Origin of the sequence: Mesorhizobium sp. M7A.F.Ca.ET.027.03.2.1, from assembly GCF_003999175.1 — a bacterium.
GTDB lineage: Bacteria > Pseudomonadota > Alphaproteobacteria > Rhizobiales > Rhizobiaceae > Mesorhizobium.
The window spans coordinates 1-2,434 of the sequence record NZ_RZOM01000945.1 but is presented as its reverse complement, the minus strand read 5'-3'; the positions used below and the strand labels follow the sequence as shown (position 1 = coordinate 2,434).

Here is a 2,434-nt window from a genome sequence, read left to right as displayed (position 1 = left end):
ACTCCCCACCGTCCGCCTTCCGCGCACCGCGCGCTTCGGCTTCTTCGCGCCGGTCAGTTCGTGCATCGCATCCAGCTGCATCTGCTGCATTTCGGCGAGCCGCGTCCATTGGCGTGAGATGAGGTAGTCGAGTTTTTCGTGCAGATGGCGCACTTCGAGCTCGGCCTTGAGGTTGACGCGGTAGTCGTTGAAGGAGCGCAGGCGGTCCTTGGACTCCTGCCGCCGCTGGCTCATCATGATGATCGGCGCCTGGATGGCGGCTATGCAGGAGAGCAGCAGGTTGAGCAGGATGAAGGGGTAGGGGTCGAAGGCGGCGCTCATGCCTTCGAGCAGGTTGATGCCGATCCACACCAGAAGCACGCTGGCAAACGAGATCAGGAACCACCAACTGCCGCCGAAGGCCGCCATGTTGTCGGAGACGCGGTCTGCAAAGGTGCGGTGCTCCTCGAACTCTTCTTCCGAGTTTTCGGAAATCGTGTCCTGCCTGGCGATCGATTCGACCACCTGGCGGTCGAGCTCGGAGAATTCGCCGTGCTCCTGCTGCAGCAGCTCCTCCATGTAGCGCATGCGGTAGCGGCCGAGCTCGGCGCGGCTGATGCGGGCGCCGGCCGGCAGGTCGGGATGGTCCGACCGGATGCGGTCGGCGAGGCTCGGGCGCAGCGTGTCGATGCGCACCAGGTCGCGCTTGCGGAATTTGCGGCCCGATATCGCCGACGGTTTTTTCTTCGGCTTGCCACGGTGGGCGCCGGGGCCCGCGGGTTCGGAGTCCGGCACTTCGGGCGTGTCGAAGTGCTCGTCCGAAACCGGATCGGCCTCCAGCTCACTGAGGGTCGGCGCCTCGAAATATTCGCCGCCGTCATCGTTCTGATTGTCTGCCGGTTGCTCGGGCGTTTTGGGGACGGTGCTCATGGTGCAGGCTCCTGAGGGTGCTGGGCGACGTATGCCGCAACATCGCCAGCATCGCGACGGATTTCGCGGCGGTACAAGTGTTTTTGATCGAGGGCGATGTGGGTCGGTGCGTTGGTGGCGGCTTGCGGGGGTTCAGGGCGGTGACGTTCGAGATTGGCCGAAGCGCCCCCAACTTCGTCATCCACGGGCGGAGCGGGAAGAACTTCCCCGAAGCTAGCGGGACAGCGCCCCCCTCTGTCCTGCCGGACATCTCCCCCTCAAGGGGGGAGATTGGCAGCTTCACCGTCCAGCCCGTCTTTCAACATCGGGGATTGGCGAAAACGGAGATGACGGCCAATCTCCCCCCTTGAGGGGGAGATGTCCGGCAGGACAGAGGGGGGCGCTGTCCCGCCAGCGTCTGCAAAGGTTCTGCAGGGCAGGTAACAAAAAACCCGCCTTGCGGGCGGGTCACGTTTCCAGCGGATCAATTGGCGCGACTCAGCACCATACCCAAAACAGTAGCGTAGCTGCCCTCAGGGGTCAAGAAAAAATTCCTATCGACATTCGTCACCGCGCGGCTGAGCGCGATGCTTGCTACGGCAGCTCGCCCTTCGCAGGCTCAGGGCGTTCGTCGTTCAAAAAGCCAATTTGTCCGCTACGCGGACCACTCCTCACTGTTCCGCGAACATCAGCCTTGTCTTGGCGCCGTCCACCGTTGGCGACAGGCTGCGCTGGATCAGCGCCTCGACATGGTCGTTGCGCTGGCGGGCTGAGTCGGCGCCCATCACCACGACGATCAAATTGCGGCCGTCGGCGTTGTAGGAGGTGACGATGTTGAAGCCCGAGGCCCTGATGTAGCCGGTCTTGATGCCGTCGACGCCGCGCACGCGGCCGAGCATGTCGTTATGGCCGCGCACCAGCCGGCCGCGGAACATGAAGTCGCTTTCGGAGAAATAGTGGAACTGCTGGGGAAAGCGCCGATGCAGCGCCATGCCGAGCACCGCCATGTCGCGCGCCGTCGTCATCTGGCCACCGTCGGGCAGGCCGGACGCGTTGCGGAAAATGGTGCTGGTCATGCCGAGCTGGCGCGCCCTGGAGGTCATCATGGCGGCGAACTGGTCCTCCGAACCGCCGAGATATTCGCCGACCGCCACGGCCACGTCGTTGGCGGATTTGACGACGATGGCACGGATCGCGGAATCGACGTCGATGCTCTCGCCGCGCCGGAAGCGCAGCTTGGTCGGCGGCTGCGAGGCGGCATGGTCCGAAACCGGGATCTGCGTCTGCTTGCTGACGCGGCCGGAGTCCAGCGCCTCGAACAGCAGATAGAGCGTCATCATCTTGGTCAGCGAGGCCGGGTAGCGCTGCGCCGTCGAGCTGACCTCGAACAGCTGCTTGCCGGTCCTGGCGTCGACGACGATGGCCGCATATTTCTGCGCCGGCGCCGGCACGGCCAGCACCGAGTCCGGCGGCGTCGTGGCGCAGCCGGCAAGCATCACCTGCAGGGCGAGTGCCGCAAAAAATCTCTGGATGAGCGGAAGGGGGT

The 2,434-nt window shown here is 64.5% G+C and carries 2 protein-coding genes; both read right to left on the bottom strand.

Annotation, left to right across the window (positions count from 1 at the left end; genetic code table 11):
* A partial coding sequence (locus tag EN750_RS29390) for a DUF1003 domain-containing protein (RefSeq protein ID WP_145968020.1) occupies positions 1-909 on the bottom strand: 909 nt, incomplete at its 3' end.
* A gap of 650 nt (positions 910-1,559) precedes the next feature.
* The coding region (locus tag EN750_RS29380; RefSeq protein ID WP_245482844.1) for a D-alanyl-D-alanine carboxypeptidase family protein at positions 1,560-2,434 on the bottom strand (875 nt) is incomplete at its 5' end.